A 16,575-nucleotide genomic window follows, 5' to 3' on the forward strand; every position below is an offset into this window, starting at 1 on the left:
CTAATCCTTGGCGCCGGTCCGGGTTTCAGCCCCGGCGGCGAATTGACGTTGGAAGATGAGGAAGACGACGAGGGGGACCACGGTGGTGACGATGGCCGCTACCGATTGCAGGTCCCAGTTGAGTTCATAGGTGCCGTTGACGCGAGCGAGGATCACCGGCAGCGGCACGTTGGTCCTCAGATAGAGCAAGGGCAGCAGCAGGGCGTTCCAGGTCCACAGGAACTGCAGGATGCCGGTGGCAAAGACCGAGCTGAGGCTGTTGGGCAGGACGATGTACCAGAAGGTCTGCAGCGGCCCGGCGCCATCGATGCGCGAGGCCTCGACGACCTCGGTCGGAAAATCCTCGAGGAAGTTCTTTACGAGGAAGATCGACCAGGCAAAGCTCAGCCCGATGTAAGGGATGAGCACGGCGAGGAAATTGTCGATCAGCCCCAGTTCGCGCCACAGCTGGAACAGCGGGATGATCACCACCTGCTGGGGCAGCACGAAGGCGTTGATGATGATGATCAACAGCAGCCGGCGAAACGGGAACTTGAGGAAGTGGAAGGCGTAGGCCGCGGCGGGCGTCAGCAGCATGGTCCCGACGGTGGCGAGCGCCGCCAGGATAGCCGTGGTGACGAAGGCGGGGGCGAGCGGATAGGCCTCCCACACCCGCTGCCAGGCGCTGAGCGTGAGGGTGAAGCTGTCGATGCGCCACCAGCCGCGTGACGTCTCGGCCAGGGGGCGGATCGAGGTCATCACGATGCCGATGATCGGAATGATCCAGATGAAGCCGAAGATACCAAGCACGATAGTGGGCCAGCGGGGCGCGCGTCCGATCATCTTGCACCTGCCGTTCTCTGGATGATGGCGGGAATGGAAACGACCAAAACCGCGACCAGCAGCACCACGGTCGCCGCCGCGCCGTAGCCGAGTTTGAACTGGGTCATCGACTCCCGGTACATGAAGTAGCCAACCGTTTCGGTGCTGCGCACCGGACCACCGCCGGTCAGGATGTAGATGATGTCGAAGGCCCGCAGCGCGCCGAGCAGGTTGATGAACACCGCAACCCGCACGCCAGGCAGCGACAGCGGCATCATGATGTTGCGCATCACCTGCCAATGGTTGGCGCCATCGATATAAGCCGCCTCGAACAGGGTCTTGGGGATCGACTGCACCGAGGCAAAGCAGAGCATCAGCGGCAGGCCGACGCCGCCCCAGGATGCGGCGATGATGAGCACCCAGAGCGCAGTGCGCGGGTCACCCAGCCAGGGCTGCGCAAATCCGGGTTGGACGAGGCCGATCACCGCATTGAGCAGGCCGCCGGCGTCGGGGCGCAGGATGCCGATCCACATGTAGCCGGCCACCGCCTCGGAAATTCCGAATGCCGCGAAGATCATCACCCGGAAGGGCAGCGTCTGGCGCGGCGCGAAGGCGCTCACCATGGCCAGCATCCAGCCCAGCCCCACCGAAATGATGGTGGTCGAGATGGTGAAGGTCAGGGTGGTCAAGAGCGTGTTGCGAAACGCCGGATCGGTGAACAACTTCACGTAGTTGCCCACGCCGATGAACTTCGGCTTGGCGAGCCCCTTGATGTCGAAAAAGCTCAGCCGGATCGTATCGATCAGCGGGAATACCACGGCGATCCCGAACAGGATCAGCACCGGGGTGATCAGCAGCCAGGCTGCCGGCCAGTCCCCCATCCGCAGCCTGGTGGCGAGCCGATTGCTCTGCTCGCCACCAGACCGGGCGGGGCTGCCAGGACGCGCGTCCACCGTCCGGCTCGCCACCGTTTCCTGCATCTCAGTAGAGTTCCTGCGCCTTGGCTTCGATCGCCGCGGTTACCGCGTCGATCGTCGCATCGGACGGATCCTGCAGGAACTTCTGCAGCTGGACGCGATACTCATCGACGAGGTCGCCGGGAAGCAGGTCACCAAGGACGAACTGCACCTTGGACTGCGCCACGGCCGCGGTCGCGACCTGCTGCACCGGACCGAGCAGCGACGGGTCGGCATTCTTGCTGGGCGAGGCATAGCCATAGGAGGCGAGGATATCGGCAGCGTCCTTGCTGACCATGTAGACAGCAAAGGCATCGGCCGCCGCCGGGTTGGCGCCATTGGCGGTCACGGCCACTTCCTTGGCATCGACGCTTGAGGTGTCGTCATGCCCGAGGCCGAGCGCGGGGAACTGGAAGATCGAGTAGTCGACGCCTTCGTTGAGCTTGTAGTCGTTGCGGGCACGGGAGTTCATCCACATGCCGATCATCAGGTAGTTGGAGGCATCGGCAGTGAAGATCTGGTCGGCCGAGTAGTCCCAGTCGCCGGCGAACATCTGCTCGGGGGTGCCGCAGCAGCCGGCCTTGAGCAGCTCGGCATACTTCTTGAGCGTGGTCTTGACGATATCGTCGGTCCACGGGATCTCGTGGGCCGCGAGCTTCGACGCAGCCTCGACGCCACCGGTGCGCAGCAGCAGGGTTTCAAACCACTCGCCATGCGCCCAGTACTTGGCCGGCATGGCGATCGGCGCGGCAAAGCCGGCGGCCTTGAGCTTGTCGAGCGAGGCGAGGAACTCTTCCCAGGTCTTGGGGGGCTCGACGCCGGCCTTTTCGAGATGGGCCTTCTTGTACCAGATGGCCGAGCGGTCGCCGTAGGTGTAGTTCACCCCGTAGGTGACGCCGGCGGTAGAGCCGAGATCCTTCCAGGATGGATCGAGCACAGCGTCGAGGCCGGCCGAAGCCCACAGATCGTCGATCGGACGCAGGATGCCGGCATCGACCAACTCGGCGCGGAAAGCCGGCCAAGTGTTGATGATGATATCGACCTTTTCGCCGCCGAGCAGCGCCGTGCGCATCGGACCGCGCATGTCGCCCTGCCCCGTCACTACCAGCTCGCGGACGGCGACGCCCGGGTTCTTGGCGGTAAAATCGGCTTCGAGCTTCTGCCACATCTCGGCATCGGTGCCGCCCTGCCACTGCAGGATGACGAGCTCGCCGCTCAGGTCTTGTGCCAGCACCGGCATTGCCGCCAGCACGATGGCGAGGCTTGCCCCGGCCAGCACGGCGCGACGGCGGACTTTGGACGTGAGTTTATGCATGTTCATTGGTTCCTCCTCCTTGATTGCCGACCTTCAGGCCGTTCCTCCATCAAGTAAGTTGAAACGTTATCATCTAAGTTGCATGTCGCAACCCGATCAGGGCGATAGCAGATGAAAAATCCTTCTAACATGTCAGTGCCGCGCCCCCGCTTTGCAGCACCAAACGGGTAACGCCCCGCGGGTGCCATGACCCACGGGGTTCTACAGATCGCAGTCGCAAAGCGACCGGTGGCTAGGCGGTGATCTCGATCACCGCCTTGATAAGTCCACGCTTCTGCGTGGCCCAGAGTGCGATGTCGCGCGCCGCATCAGTCAGCGTCGTGCGATGCGTGATGAGCTTGTCGATGGGGATGCGACCGGACGCGATCGCGGCGATCACCTGTTGAAAATCTTCCGACGTGGCGTTGCGACTGCCGAGCAGTGCCATCTCCTTGCGATGAAAATCGGGGTCCTCGAAGCTGATCGAGCTCTTCACCACGCTGACGAGGACATAGGTCCCGCCATGCGCGACGAAATCGAAGCCGCCCTGCATCGAGCGGGCGTTGCCGGTCGCATCGAACACGATGTCGAAACCGTCTCCGCCGGTTTGTGCGGCGGCGGCCTCCCTGGCCCCGTCGCCCGCGACGATCGTTCGAGCCCCGACAATCGCCTCGGCGACCGCGAGTCGCGCCGGATCGAGATCCATCATGGTGACCGTAGCGCCCGAGAGCGCCGCAAAGAGCCCCACGCCAAGACCGATGGGACCCGCCCCGATCACCAAAGCGCGCTGTCCTGCCGCCGCCTTCGAGCGGCGCACGGCATGGGCCCCAATGGCGAGGAACTCGACGGTAGCGCAGGCATCGACGCTCAACCCCTCTGATTTGACCAGGTTCGCGGCAGGCAGGCTGAGCAGCGAGGCCATGCCGCCGTCGCGATGCACGCCGAGCACGGCGATCCGCACGCAGCAATTCGGCTTGCCGGCGCGGCAGGCGATGCAACTGCCGCAGGAAATGTAGGGGTTGACCACGCAGATCTCACCAGGATCGAAACCCGAGCCATCAGGCGCTTCCAGCACCTCGACCGCGAGCTCATGTCCCATGACGCGCGGATATTCGAGGAACGGGTGCTTGCCCTCGTAGATGTGGTAGTCGGTGCCGCAGATCCCCACCCGGAGCGGGCGCACCAGCGCCTCGCCTTCGCCGTGCTGTGGGGTTGGCCGGGTCTCGAGCTCGAGCACTCCGGGCTGGCGGCAGACAAGCGCATGCATACTCAAAGACTTTCGATTGACGTGGAGCGCTTTCAGGAAAAGTTGCAGACTTTTCCGGTTCGAAAGCGCGACAAACCGAAAACCTGCGTGGAAAATGCGAGAGCCGGGTCCCGGGGAGACCGAGGGCCCGGCTCTCGCGGCGCGTCACTGGAACTGAGACATGGTGTCCTTGGTCACCAGTGCGGCGCCCGAGTCGATGAGGAGTGGGACCTCATCGCCGCGGATGGCCTTGACCAGGGCATCGACGCCGAGCTCGGCCATCTTCGCCGGGAACTGCGCGACGGTCGCGTCTTCGATGCCTGCGGTCAGGGCTTCCGCTTCGCCGCAGCAGAAATCGAAGCCCACCAGGACGATCGCGTCGCTTGCGATGCCGGCGTTCTTGATGGCCTGCGCGGCGCCTGCGGCTGGAGGGCCGCAAGCAGCATAGATCGCCTTCAAATCAGGATTGGCGGTGAGCAGATCCTGGGCGACGTTAATCCCGAGTTCTTCGGTGCAGTTGGTGCCGGCACGCCCGACCACCTTGACCTCAACGCCCTTGAGGCCCTCGAGCATGCCGTTGACGCGATCGTCCAATGCCGGGACACCCGGGACGCCTTCGAGAATGCCGAGTGTATCGCCAGCCTTGAGCACCGACTTGAGGTACTGTCCGGCAATCACCCCGGCGGCATAGTTGTCGGTGGTGGCGAGTGAGGTCAGTCCCTTCCAGTCGGGGATGCTGTTGTCCATCAGGACGATCTTCACGCCCTGGGAAATCGCCTTGTCGAGCGCCGGCGCTACCGTCGGATCGACCGGGGTCAGGGCAATGCCCTGCACACCCTGGGTGACCATCGATTCGATCTGGGCGATCTGGCCCTCGATATCGGTGGCCGAGGTGCCTTGACCGTAGATGATCTCGACACCCGGATTGGCCGCCGCATAAGCCTTGGCCGCGTCTTCCATGGTGGCAAAGAACGGCACCGGGAACTTGGTGATGAACCCGAGCTTCACGTTGTCCTCTGCGACGGCAGGCCCGGCAATCGCCGCAGCGAGCGCCAACCCTCCCAGCAGTCGTTTGAGCTTCATAGTTTCCTCCCATTCCGACCGCGTTGGCGGTCGCTCTCCTCGATCCCTCTCGGAATCGATCCCCCGAGCGCTTGCACCGGCGCCCTTAGGCCTCTGCCCCGACGATGAGCGAGACCAGTTCGTGTTGATTTGCCTTGCTTGGCTTGAGCTCGCCGACCTTGCGCCCCTGCCGCAGCACCACGGCGCGGTCGGCCAGTTCGACGACATGTTCCATGTTGTGGGTGATGAGGATCACCGCGTTGCCCTCATCACGCAGCTGCGCGATGAGGTCGAGGACCTTGCGCGCCTCGCGCAGCCCGAGCGCCGCGGTCGGCTCGTCCAGCATCACCACCTTGCGGGCGAACACCGTCGCCCGCGCCACGGCGATGGCCTGGCGCTGCCCGCCCGACATCAGCGCCACCGGCGCATCGAAGCGGGGCAACCGCACCTTCAGCCGCTCGATCACCGCGGCGGCCTCCTGGTCCATCGCCCGGCGCCTCAGCAGCCGCATGCCGCGTGGCAGCCAGGAGGGGAAAGACAGCTCCCGCCCGCAGTAAAAGTTCTGCGCCGGGGTCAGGTTGTCGAACAGCGCCAGGTCCTGGTAGACGGTCTCGATGCCGGCGCTGCGCGCTGCGGCCGGATTGTGGATGGCGGTCCGCTGGCCATCGAGTTCGATCTCGCCGCCATCCAGCCCGTGGACGCCGCTGATGCATTTGACCAGTGTCGACTTGCCGGCGCCATTATCGCCAAGCAGCGCCAGCACCTCACCGCGATACGCTTCGAGGCTCACGCCCTTTAAGGCGTGCACGGCGCCGAAGCGCTTTTCGGCATTGCGCACAGCAAGGACCGGCGAGGCGGACGCGGCGGCGGTCATGACGCCCTCCCCGACTGCATGACGCGCACCCGCGCTTCCAGATGGTTGCGCAGCACGTCCGCCTCGACGGCCAGTACGATGATCGCCCCGATGGCAATCATCTGAAAGAACACATCGACATTGAGCAGGTTGAGGGCGTTGCGGATTACCCCGATCATCACGGCGCCGACCAGGGCATGCCCGATATGGCCGCGCCCGCCCAGGAAACTGGCGCCACCGATGATCACCGCCGCAATGGTGTCGAGCTCGAGCAGGTTCCCATAAAGCGGCGAGGCGGCTTCGGTGCGGCCCGCCAGCACGATGGCGCCGACGCCGGCACAGAGGCCCGAGATGACATAGACCGAGACCAGAACCCACTTGACCGGGATGCCCATCTGCACTGCTGCCTCGGGCTTACCGCCCACCGCATAGATCCAACGCCCCCACACCATGGCGCGGGCCATCAGCAGGACCAATGCCGCGACGCCGAACACCACGAAGAACGAGTTGGGAATGCCGAACGTCGCACCGCCGCCGATAAAGGCGATCTCGCTCGGCATGCCGCGCATCGTGGTGTGTCCGATGGCGAACTCCAGCGCCAGGCCACGGGCGATGCTGAGCGTCGCGAGCGTGATGATGAAGGGGTGGGGCAGCCGGCCAAACACATAGACGATACCGTTGACCGCCCCCACCAGGCCACCGGCGGTAAGCATTGCGATCATCACCAGCGGGCCGGAATCGGCGAGGCGGTAGACCAGCCCACCGATCACCGTTGCCAGCGCCAGGTTGGCGCCGACCGAGAGATCGATGCCGCGGGTCAGGATCACCAGGTGCTGGCCGATCGCGACGATGGCGATCACCGCAGACTGGGCCAGGATGTTGCCGAGATTGACCGGCTTGAGGAAGTTGGGGGTGGCGAGACTGATGCCGACCACCAGCAGGATCAGGATCAGCACCGGACCGATACCAAGCAGCTTCAGCGCCACGCCAAGCGCTGTGCCGTCCGCGAGCGACCGGGCACGTACCTCAGCCGTTTCGGTATCTGGTCCCTGTTTTGCCAGCACACGCCCCTCCCGTGTTTCTTATGTACAAAAAACTTCTATTTCCGCGCATCGTCAAATTGTTTTTTATCAGTTACAGAACAGATGAACGGAGAGCGATGTGAAGACCGATACGTTGTTCAAACGGGCATTCAACGATGCCCTGCTGTTGACCTCGCGGCTGCGCGACGGTGATCCGATACCGTCTGAGACCACGCTGGCGGCCGAGCTGGGTGTGAGCCGCACTACGGTGCGCAAGATCCTTCAGACGCTCACCGAAGAGGGCGTGGTGGCCGGTGCGGGACGGTCGCGCTTTGCGCGCGCTTCAGCCGGCGAGGTGCTGCCCTTCCCCGAAGCCGAGACGGTGCCGACCTCGGTGCAGGTCGAAAAACAGTTCATGGAATGGATGCTGCGCGGCGACGCTAAAGCCGGGGCGCTGATCAACGAGCTCGACCTGGCGCGTCAGTTCAAAGTTGCGACCACGGTGATCCGCGAATTTCTGAACAGTTTTCAGCGGTTCGGGCTGATCGAGCGGCGGCCGAGCGGCGGCTGGGTGTTGCAAGGCTTCACCCATAGCTTCGCGCTGGAGCTGTTCGAGATCCGCGAGATGTTCGAGCTGCGCTCAGCCCGGGAGTTCAGCAGCCTGCCGGAGAGCTCGCCGCTGTGGCACGAACTGCGCAGGTTGCGCCAGGAGCATCTCGACCTGCTGGGCGAGATCGAGACCCGCTTCCAGGATTTTTCCGACCTCGACAGCCGCTTTCACCGGCTGGTGAACACGGCCGTGCCGAACCGCTTCATCGACGGCTTCTTCGATATCATCACGCTGATTTTCCACTACCACTACCAGTGGAACAAGCAGGACGAGCGGGAGCGCAACGAGGTGGCGATCCGCGAGCATCTTGCCTACATCGATGCACTGCTGAGCCAATCGCGGAGCGCGGTCGCCAGCGCCTGCCGCAAGCACCTGGCTTCGGCGAGGCAAACGCTGATCCGCTCCACCAGCGATGCTGCGGCAGGCTGAGCGAGTTCGCTGCTCCGCTCAGCCCTTGGCGGCGCCGCCGGTCAGCCCCGAGATCACGTAGCGCTGGGCCAACAGGAAGAAGGCGATGGCCGGCAGGATCGACAGGGTCAGGAACGCCAGGATGCGCGGCCAGTCCGAACCGTACTGGCCCTGGAACTGCATGATCCCCAGCGGCCAGGTATAGTTGGCATCGGAGTTGAGCACGATCAGCGGCAGCAGGAAGCTATTCCAGCTGCCGACGAAATTGAACACCCCGACCGTAGCGATGATCGGCAGGCAGAGCGGCAGCGTGACGTACCAGTAGATGCGGATATAGCCGCAATTATCCATGCGCGCCGCGTCGATCAGCTCCTTGGGCAGCTCCTTGAAGAAGTTGTAGAACAGCAGCACCGAGAACGAGATGGAGAACGCCACCTGCGCGATGATGATGCCGAGGTGGCTGTCGAGCAGCCCCAGGTCGCGCATCTTGATGAACAGCGGCAGGATGGCGGTAGCCGACGGAAACAGCAGCCCCAGCATCAGGTAGCTCATCAGGAACCGGCTGCCGAAGAACTTGATATGGGCGAAGGCGAAGGCGGTCATCGAAGCGAGCAGCGTCGACAGCACCACCGAGCCCAGCGCGACGAGCAGCGAGTTGAGCAGCGAGGGCACATAGCGCGGCCCGCCGATGATCTCGGCGAAGCGCGCTGGATCCCAGCTCTGCGGCAACCCGAACGGATTGACCCGCAGCTCGCCGATCTCTTTGAAGCCGCCGAGGGCAGTGGTGTAGAACGGCACGATCACGAAGGCGGCCACCACCAGCAGGGTGATCCATTGGAAGGCCGAGATGGCCGGGCGACGTTTCCTCGATACCGTGGCCATCAGTTCTGCTCCACCCTGAAGAGAATACGCCGGTAGGCGAGCGCCACGATCACGCAGGCGATGAACAGCAGCACGCTCACCGCACCGCCAAAGCCCAGTTTCATGCGCAGGATGCCGAACTGGTAGAGGAAGGTCACGATGGTGTGGCTCGAATGCGAGGGGCCGCCATTGGTGAGCGGGATGATGATGTCGAACAGCTGCAGCGCGCCGGTGATGGCGAAGAACACCGACACCACAATGGCCGAGCGGATCATCGGGATCTTGATGTGGCGCACGATTTGCCACTTCTTGACGCCATCGAGCCGCGCCGCCTCGACCACCTCGTTGGGGATCGACTGCAGGCCGGCGATGAAGATCATCATGTGAAAGCCGAAATACTTCCAGGTGATGACCAGCATGATGGCCGGGATCACCCAGAACTTGTCGGCCAAAACGAACGGCATCTTGGTGCCGAGCGCATCGCCGATGATCGGCAAGAGCCCGTAATTGCCGTCATAGACGAACTTCCAGATCAGCCCCGCCGCCACCTCGGCCAGCATGAAGGGCAAAAAGAAGATCGTCCGCAGAATGTTGATGCTGACCGAGCGCTCGGACAGGGCAATGGCGCACCACATGGCGAGCGGCAGCTGGATCAGCAGCGATACGGCCACCACGATCAGGCTGTTGCGCACCGCAGTGCCGAAATTGCGATGGTTGATCACGTCGGCATAGTTTTCGAAGCCGACGAAATTGGTGATCGGCCCGTAGCCGTTCCACTGGAAGAACGAGAAGGTTCCCGCATCGACCATTGGCAGGACGACGAACACGGTGAACAGGATCAGCGAGGGCGGCAGGAAGATCAGCAGCGGGACCAGGCTCTTGCGATCCATGTAGCGGCGCCGGCGGACGGCGACACCTCTGCCCGCGGCAACTGCGGTCGTAATGCTTGCCATACTCGCTTCCCTTCGAGGCAGATGCGATCGGCGGGGCAATCGTTGCCCCGCCGACCTCAGGCCAAACGCCTTAGTTGGCCGCGTCGTCCACGGCTTCCTTGACCTGCAAGGCGGCGTCTTCGGCGCTGATCGCGTTGGCGGCGAGATCCGCCGACACATCGTTCACCACACCACCGACCGCCGGCCCGAGGGCCTGATCGAAGAACAGCGCATGCCAGTGGGCCTTGTTGATATCCTGCGCCACCAGCACCTTGAACGGGTTGGTCATGCCGTCGGCCGCCCCGTTGACGATCGGGATGTAGTAGCCGGCATTGGCGAAGCGGGACTGCACCGGCTTGGCGTTGTACCACTCGATGAACTTGACCGCGTCGTCGGAGGCGTTCTTGGAGAACAGGTAGCCGGACAGGCCGCCCAGCGTATCGGTTGGGTCGCCCTTGCCCCCGTCAATGGTCGGGAACGGCAGGATGCCGAGCTGGTCATCCGGGATACCCTGCTTGGTCGCCGAGTTGTCCTTCATGGCGCCGTAGTCCCAGTCGCCCATCAGGTGCATCGCGGCCTTGCCGTCGCCGAAATAGCCCGAGGCATCGCCATAGGTGGCGGCCTGGAAGCCCTCCTGCCACGGATCGAGTTGAGCCAGTTGCAGGAAGAACTGACCGGCCTTGACGAAGTCCTCGCCGGCAAAGCCGTCGCCCTCGCCGCGCGCCGCGGCGTTGAAGCCGTCCTGCCCGGCCAGACGCACCACCAGCTTGCTCCACCAGAAGTGCGCCGGCCACTTGTCCTTGCCACCCATCGCCAGCGGGGTGATGCCGGCATCCTTGAACTTCTGCACGGCAGCGAGGAACCCGTCCCAGGTCTTGAGGCTCTCGGGGTCGACGCCGGCCTGGGTGAACAGTGCCTTGTTGTACCACAGCACCACTTCGGCCACGTCGCGGGCGATACCGTAGATATGGCCGTCAGGCGCGGTGAAGGCCGCAACGCCTGCCGTACCCTGGGCATCCTTGGCTTCCTGCGACAGGACGCCCTCGATCGGCCGCAGCACACCGGCCTTGGCCTGCTCGTAGAACACCCCACCGCCCCATGAGTGGAACACATCGGGCGCATCGGCAGACTGCAGCAGCGTGGTCAGCTTGGCCTTGAACGCCTCGTTCTCGAGGAACGGCAGCTCGACCTTCACGCCCGGATTGGCGGCCTCGTACTCGGCCACCGCCTCAGTCATCAGCTTCACCTCATCCGGGATGGACGCGATGTTCAGATACTTCACCACTGTTTGAGCCTGCACCGGCGCGAGCGCCATCAGGCCGAGCATTGCGGCAAGCGCAATTCGCTTCATGGGTTTCCTCCTCCTTTGGGCAGCCGGGGGGGCGCTCTCTGGCGCAGTCGGCCGCAGCGGCAGACGCGGTCCCTACCGCAATCACCACTTGCTACTTTCTAAGCATCCCTTATTAAAGGAAGCAAGAGGCACGTACCTCAGCTCTGCAGAAACAGCTCAATCTGCGGATAGACGCTTGAGGACCGCCTGTTTTTCGGTACTCTGCCGCTGAGTGCCGGCTATTCGACGATCGTGCTATCAGCGCCTTTTGTACGGGTTACAAAGCAATTGACTGACCAGATGCCCGGGGCGAGTTCGTGGCCGTAAAGATCGCTGATCCGCTGCTGATGCGGGAAATCAACAAGTACCATGTGCTGGAGACGATCCGGTGCCATGGCCAGATTTCGCGGGTCGAGATCTCCGAACGCACCCTGCTCAGCGGCACCACGGTATCGGCGATCACCGGCGCGCTGATCGAGGAAGGGCTGATCGAGGCCATCCACACCACGCCGACCAACGAGACGCTGCGCGGCCGCCCACGGGTGCTGCTCGGGCTGGTGCGTGACGCGGCGTTCGTCATCGGCGTGCGCATCTCGCAGGCGCTGACCACCGCAACCCTGATCGATTTCCGCGGCGAAACAGTTGCCTCGGTGCAACTGCCGGTGCGGCTGGCCCGCCAGCCCGCCGAGGTGATCGTCGACCTGATCGAAGACGCCATGGAGGAGTGCATCGGCAAATCCGGGGTGGATCGGAGCCGCATCAAGGGCATCGGCATAGGCATCCCTGGCATCGTCGACCCGCGCTCCGGCCGCAGCTATGCGAGCTCAGTGTTCGGTGAGCGGGAAATCCCCATCGGGACGCTCCTGGCCGAGCGCACCGGCCTGCCGGTGAAACTCGAAAAGCCGGCAAACCTCCTCGCCTTGGCCGAGAGCTGGTTCGGCTACGCGCAGAGCGTCCGCAGCTTTGGCGTGGTGGTGCTGGACCAAACGGCGAGCCTCGGGCTGTGGCTCGAGGACGATCTGCAGCGCGGCTCCAGCAAGCTGGGGCCGGCCTTCGGCCACATCAAGGTCGGCAATGAGGGGATGGTTTGCGAATGCGGCCAGCACGATTGCCTCAACGCCCATGTGGGCGACGCCGCCATGCGCCGGCAGGCGCGACAGGAGTTGGGCGAAGCGCTGGACGCTGCCGCCTCGTATGACCTGCTCGACCACCTCGCCGGGCTCGCTCAGGCGGGCGATGCAAGGGGCCAGCGTCTCATCCAGCGGCAGGCCGAAAAGCTTGGTGTTGGGCTCTCCCACATCATCAACCTGGTCAACCCGGCCAAGATCATCGTCGCGGTTGAGTCGCAACGCTATGGCGAAGTGATTGCGCCGACGGTGCGCGCCGCGGCGCAGGCCAACAGCTTTCTCACTCACTTCAATTCCACCGAGCTGATCTTCCACACCCTGGATGACCAGCTCTGGGCACGGGGGGCCGCGGCGCTGATGCTGCGCGACATCTACAGCGCCCCGTGGAACGCAGCATAACTGGAGGAAACATTTCCATGAGCAAGTCAGCGCTGATCGTGTGGGGAGGCTGGGATGGCCATACGCCGGAGCAGAGCGCGCAGCTCGTCAGCGGCATGCTCGAGAGCCATGGCTTCGCGGTCACCCTCGAGAACACCACCGAGGCGTTTGCCGATGACGGCCTGAGCCAGTTCGACCTGATCGTGCCGGTCATCACCATGTCGCGGATCGAGCGCGAGGAACTGACGAACCTCCTCGCCGCCGTGCGCGGCGGCACCGGCCTTGCCGGGTTTCACGGGCTGATGTGCGACAGCTTCCGCAACGAGCCGGACTATCAGTTCATGACCGGCGGCCAGTGGGTGGCCCACCCCGGCAACATCATCGACTACACCGTGAACGTCACGCGCGGCGACGACCCGATCATGGCCGGCATCGGCGATTTTCCCTACCGGTCGGAGCAATATTACATGCACTTCGACCCCAGCGTGGAGGTGCTCGCCACCACCACCTTCTCGGGCGAGCAGTTCGAGGAGATCGACGGCGTGGTGATGCCGGTGGTGTGGAAGCGCCGCTTCGGCAAGGGCCGGGTGTTCTATTCGTCGCTCGGCCATGTGGTGGGAGAATTCGAGGTGCCGCAGATGCGCACCATCTTCGAGCGCGGCGCCCTCTGGGCAGCGCGCTAGCAGGCAGGCAGGGAGGGAAACCGTGGCTGAACTTCAGCTCAGAGGCATCAACAAGAGTTTCGGCGCGGTGACCGTGATCCACGACGTCGATCTCGACATCGGGGATGGCGAGTTCGTCGTCTTCGTCGGACCGTCCGGATGCGGCAAATCCACCCTGCTCCGGACCATTTCCGGCCTCGAGGAACCGAGCTCCGGCCAGGTGCTGATCGGCGGCGAGGACGTCACCGATTTCGACCCCTCCGAGCGTGGTGTGGCCATGGTGTTCCAGAGCTACGCGCTTTATCCGCACATGACGGTGGAACAGAACCTCGGCTTCGGCCTCAGGATGGGCGGCATGCCCGCCGACCAGGTCGCCCAGCGTGTCGCCAGTGCCGCCGGTACGCTGGAGCTGACCGAGCTGCTGCAGCGCAAGCCGCGTCAGCTCTCGGGCGGCCAGCGCCAGCGCGTCGCCATCGGCCGTGCCATCGTGCGCCAGCCGAAAGCCTTCCTGTTCGACGAGCCGCTATCCAACCTCGACGCCGAACTGCGCGTGCAGATGCGCATCGAGATCGCGAAGCTCCATCAGCAGCTCGGCGCCACCATGGTCTATGTGACGCATGACCAGGTCGAGGCGATGACCCTGGCCGACCGCATCGTGGTGCTGCGGGCCGGCAAGATCGAGCAGCAGGGCACGCCGATCGAGCTCTATGACGATCCCGACAACCTGTTCGTCGCCGGCTTCATCGGCTCACCGCGCATGAACTTTCTCGGGGGCACGGTAACCGGCAGCAACGATCGTGGCGTGACGGTTTCCCTGACCGCGTTCGACGCTCCGGAACTGCAGGTCCGTTGCCGTGGCAAAGGCGTCAGCGTCGGCCAGACGGTCAGCGTCGGAATCCGGCCCGAGCACTTTACCGAGGCCCGTCCGGAGGGCGGCGCGCTGACCGCGACGGCGCAGGTGGTCGAGCAGCTTGGCGGCGTCTCCTATGTCTATGCCGTCGGCCGGGACGGCGAGACCAAAGTGACGATCCAGCAGAAGGGTCACGCCCGGATCGCCACCGGCACGCCGATCAGCGTCGGCATCGAGCTCGACGCCGCGCTGGCGTTCGACGCCCACGGGCTGCGCCTCTAGCACAGATCGCTTCGAGTTCGACGAAGGGGCACCGATCCAGCAGGAACGGTGCCCTTCGACTAGCGATAGCGGACCTGGTTCCAGCGGTGCCCGAGCAGCGACAGGATGATGATCAGCCCGTAGAAGAACTGCACATAGAAGCCGGAGAGGCCCGCTCCCACAACGCCAGACTGAATGAACGACACAGTGAAGCTGCCGATGGCGCTCCCGATGATCGTGCCGATGCCGCCCCAGGGCGCCGTGCCTCCGACGAACACCGAGGCGAGCGCGGGAAGCAGGTAGCCATCACCGGAGGTCGGCCACCAGGTGTAATTGATCATCACGGCGGCGACACCCGCCAGCGCCGCGCCAAGGCCGACGAAGGCGAAGGTCTTCAGCCGCACCAGCTTGACGTTGATGCCCATCTGCTGCGCCGCGTCGGGGTTGTCGCCGACCATGTGCACATGCACGCCGAAGCGGTGCCGGTTGTAGATGAACGAGCAGATCGCCACGAACAGCAAGGCCCAGAGAACCTGCACGGGAATGCCGAAGAACTGGCCACCGAAGATCTGGAAGGTCAGGGTCTTGGGCAGGCCCACCAGCGCGATCGACTTGCCCTCGGTATTGATCTGGATCAGCCCGCGCAGCATGAAGTTCATGCCCAGTGTCGCGATGAGCGACGAGAGGTTGGCATAGACCACGAGCCAGCCGACGCAGAGCCCGAGGACCAGGCCGGTCAGCACGGCTGCGATGATGCCGAGAAACGGATCATACCCCGCCTGGACCACCAGCGCGAAAACCCACCCCGCCATGCCGATGGTCGCCGGAAACGACAGGTCGATTTCGCCTACGGTCACCACGTAGACCAGCGGCACCACGACGAAGAGCACGACCGGCAGGCCGATGAGCACGGCGCGGTACATGTTCCATTGCGAGAACACTTCCGGGTTGCCCACGAAGAAGCAGGCCAGCATCACCACCAGCACGACGAACGAACCGACGGCCGGGCGATGGTCGCGGAAGAAGCGGCGAAGTCTGGAGCGGTCGGCGTGCTTACCTTCGGCAACGCGACGGACGGTGTCCGCGTCGAGGGCCTTGGCCGGCGACTGACCGTCACGATTGGCTGTATCGGTCATACTGTCCCTCCTGTGGACTGAACGCCGGCGCCGCCCGGATGGGCGAGTTCTTCCATGAAACGCACCAGGGCTTCCGCTGAGCCGAGCTCGGCTTTGCTGGCCTGCAGCGCCACGCGCCCGCGGTCGAGCACGACGAAGCGATCGGAAATATCGAACACGTGGTGGATGTTGTGACCGATGAACAGGATCGAGCGCCCCGCTGCCCGCGCCTGCCGGACGAAATGGAAAACCTTGGCGGTCTCGGTGAGCGAGAGCGCCGTGGTGGGCTCATCGAGGATAATCAGGTCGCTTTGGTTGTACATGGCGCGGGCGATGGCCACGCCCTGGCGCTCGCCGCCGGACAGCTGCCCAACAATGGAACTGGGGCCGAAGACCTTGGAGGTGAAGCCGATCTCGCGCATCAGCCGTTCGGCCTCTTCGCGCTGCTTGCGAACTTTCAGAAAGCCAAGCGGGCCCACCAGTTCGCGGCCCATGAAGATGTTCCAGATGATGGTCTGCTGAACGGCCAGCGCCCGGTCCTGGAACACCGTCTCGATGCCCGCCTCGCGCGAGCGTCCGGCGTTCCAGTTCGAAACCGGCTCGCCGCGGACCAAAATCTCACCGGTTGTCGGCCGAACCGCGCCGGCGAGAATTTTGATGAGTGTGGACTTACCGGCGCCATTGTCGCCGACCAGGCCAACCACCTCGCCCTGGTCGACGTGAAGGTCAACGCCGCCAAGGGCGTAAACCTGCCCATAGGACTTCTTGATGTCCTTGAGCTCGATAATACGATTTTGCACGATGCCC

At 64.1% G+C, this 16,575-nt stretch carries 16 protein-coding genes; 4 read left to right on the top strand and 12 right to left on the bottom strand.

Translation table 11 applies throughout. The annotated features are described in order from the left end of the window. From VW23_RS16940 to VW23_RS16970, 7 genes are all read right to left on the bottom strand, one after another. A complete protein-coding gene (locus VW23_RS16940; RefSeq protein WP_069910727.1) occupies window positions 1-822 on the bottom strand; it encodes a carbohydrate ABC transporter permease in 822 nt (273 codons plus the stop codon). Beyond that, on the bottom strand, window positions 819-1,781 hold the full coding sequence (locus VW23_RS16945) for a carbohydrate ABC transporter permease (protein ID WP_084646255.1): 963 nt from the start codon (window positions 1,779-1,781) through the stop codon (window positions 819-821). The genes VW23_RS16940 and VW23_RS16945 overlap by 4 nt, the downstream gene beginning before the upstream one ends. A 1-nt stretch (window position 1,782) precedes the next feature. Further along, window positions 1,783-3,078, bottom strand: coding sequence for an ABC transporter substrate-binding protein (locus VW23_RS16950; protein ID WP_069910728.1), 1,296 nt, complete (start codon window positions 3,076-3,078; stop codon window positions 1,783-1,785). Window positions 3,079-3,304: 226 nt separating this feature from the next. Further along, window positions 3,305-4,318: a zinc-binding alcohol dehydrogenase family protein gene (locus VW23_RS16955; RefSeq protein ID WP_069910729.1), complete on the bottom strand. Its 1,014-nt coding sequence runs from the start codon at window positions 4,316-4,318 to the stop codon at window positions 3,305-3,307. Window positions 4,319-4,462: 144 nt separating this feature from the next. Continuing rightward, window positions 4,463-5,380, bottom strand: coding sequence for a sugar ABC transporter substrate-binding protein (locus VW23_RS16960; RefSeq protein ID WP_069910730.1), 918 nt, complete (start codon window positions 5,378-5,380; stop codon window positions 4,463-4,465). An 85-nt stretch (window positions 5,381-5,465) separates the two neighbouring features. Then, complete coding sequence (locus VW23_RS16965) at window positions 5,466-6,233, bottom strand: ATP-binding cassette domain-containing protein (RefSeq protein ID WP_069910731.1); 768 nt, start codon at window positions 6,231-6,233, stop codon at window positions 5,466-5,468. Next, a complete protein-coding gene (locus VW23_RS16970) occupies window positions 6,230-7,192 on the bottom strand; it encodes an ABC transporter permease (protein ID WP_425285216.1) in 963 nt (320 codons plus the stop codon). The genes VW23_RS16965 and VW23_RS16970 overlap by 4 nt, the downstream gene beginning before the upstream one ends. A 181-nt stretch (window positions 7,193-7,373) precedes the next feature. Here VW23_RS16970 and VW23_RS16975 point away from each other — a divergent pair, with 181 nt between their 5' ends. After that, on the top strand, window positions 7,374-8,273 hold the full coding sequence (locus VW23_RS16975; RefSeq protein ID WP_069910732.1) for a GntR family transcriptional regulator: 900 nt from the start codon (window positions 7,374-7,376) through the stop codon (window positions 8,271-8,273). Between the two features lie 18 nt (window positions 8,274-8,291). Here the strand turns inward: VW23_RS16975 and VW23_RS16980 are convergent, their stop codons facing one another. From VW23_RS16980 to VW23_RS16990, 3 genes are all read right to left on the bottom strand, one after another. Continuing rightward, window positions 8,292-9,134 carry a carbohydrate ABC transporter permease gene (locus VW23_RS16980; RefSeq protein ID WP_069910733.1) on the bottom strand — a complete coding sequence of 281 codons (843 nt, stop codon included), beginning with the start codon at window positions 9,132-9,134 and terminating at the stop codon, window positions 8,292-8,294. After that, window positions 9,134-10,066, bottom strand: coding sequence for a carbohydrate ABC transporter permease (locus tag VW23_RS16985; protein ID WP_069910734.1), 933 nt, complete (start codon window positions 10,064-10,066; stop codon window positions 9,134-9,136). Before VW23_RS16985 ends, VW23_RS16980 begins: the two co-directional genes overlap by 1 nt. Window positions 10,067-10,136: 70 nt before the next feature. Further along, entirely contained in the window at window positions 10,137-11,396 is a 1,260-nt protein-coding gene (locus VW23_RS16990; RefSeq protein WP_069910735.1) for an extracellular solute-binding protein, read from the bottom strand. Between the two features lie 296 nt (window positions 11,397-11,692). On the opposite strand from VW23_RS16990, the gene VW23_RS16995 reads away from it, so the two are divergent. Genes VW23_RS16995 through VW23_RS17005 form a run of 3 tightly spaced genes read left to right on the top strand, consistent with a single transcriptional unit; the run spans window position 11,693 to window position 14,674 of the window. Beyond that, window positions 11,693-12,901: an ROK family transcriptional regulator gene (locus tag VW23_RS16995; RefSeq protein ID WP_069910736.1), complete on the top strand. Its 1,209-nt coding sequence runs from the start codon at window positions 11,693-11,695 to the stop codon at window positions 12,899-12,901. Between the two features lie 17 nt (window positions 12,902-12,918). Next, entirely contained in the window at window positions 12,919-13,563 is a 645-nt protein-coding gene (locus tag VW23_RS17000; RefSeq protein ID WP_069910737.1) for a ThuA domain-containing protein, read from the top strand. 22 nt (window positions 13,564-13,585) lie between these two features. After that, window positions 13,586-14,674, top strand: a complete 1,089-nt coding sequence (locus VW23_RS17005) for an ABC transporter ATP-binding protein (RefSeq protein ID WP_069910738.1) — start codon at window positions 13,586-13,588, stop codon at window positions 14,672-14,674. A gap of 59 nt (window positions 14,675-14,733) precedes the next feature. Here the strand turns inward: VW23_RS17005 and VW23_RS17010 are convergent, their stop codons facing one another. Both VW23_RS17010 and VW23_RS17015 read right to left on the bottom strand, forming a co-directional pair. After that, window positions 14,734-15,789, bottom strand: coding sequence for an ABC transporter permease (locus VW23_RS17010; protein WP_069910739.1), 1,056 nt, complete (start codon window positions 15,787-15,789; stop codon window positions 14,734-14,736). Next, on the bottom strand, window positions 15,786-16,568 hold the full coding sequence (locus VW23_RS17015) for an ATP-binding cassette domain-containing protein (protein WP_084646256.1): 783 nt from the start codon (window positions 16,566-16,568) through the stop codon (window positions 15,786-15,788). Before VW23_RS17015 ends, VW23_RS17010 begins: the two co-directional genes overlap by 4 nt. Window positions 16,569-16,575: the final 7 nt, after the last annotated feature.

The sequence above is a fragment of the Devosia insulae DS-56 genome (genome assembly GCF_000970465.2).
GTDB classification, from domain to species: domain Bacteria; phylum Pseudomonadota; class Alphaproteobacteria; order Rhizobiales; family Devosiaceae; genus Devosia_A; species Devosia_A insulae.